This window comes from Escherichia sp. KCJ4928 (assembly GCF_004352695.1).
Taxonomy (GTDB): Bacteria; Pseudomonadota; Gammaproteobacteria; order Enterobacterales; family Enterobacteriaceae; genus ECMA0423.
In genome coordinates, this window is sequence record NZ_SJWV01000737.1 from 1 (window position 1) to 271 (window position 271).

The 271-nt window shown below is 48.7% G+C and carries 1 pseudogene; it reads right to left on the bottom strand.

The annotated features are described in order from the left end of the window. Positions 1 to 80: 80 nt before the first annotated feature. Positions 81 to 271: pseudogene (locus tag E0D98_RS27735) on the bottom strand (shufflon system plasmid conjugative transfer pilus tip adhesin PilV); the annotation flags it as partial.

Below are 271 nucleotides of genomic sequence, written 5' to 3' on the forward strand. Positions count from 1 at the left end.
TACTGGGCCCAGGGAAGCACAACGGAAATGCGCCCCAAAAACATTGCCTTTAACTACATCGTCAAAGCAAGCTGATGCATTTAAGGCGTATTAACTTTTAACTTACAGCAACGTATTTTGACCCAGATCATGCTTCCCGAATATCCCGGTTTACCTCTGTACGCTCTGAATCCTGCCGCACCATAGCCTGCTTTGCCGTCACAGACGGCAAAGCCGTTTGAGCCACTACCCCAGTTCGCATAAACCGGTTTTCTGGAGTCTTCTTCTGCGT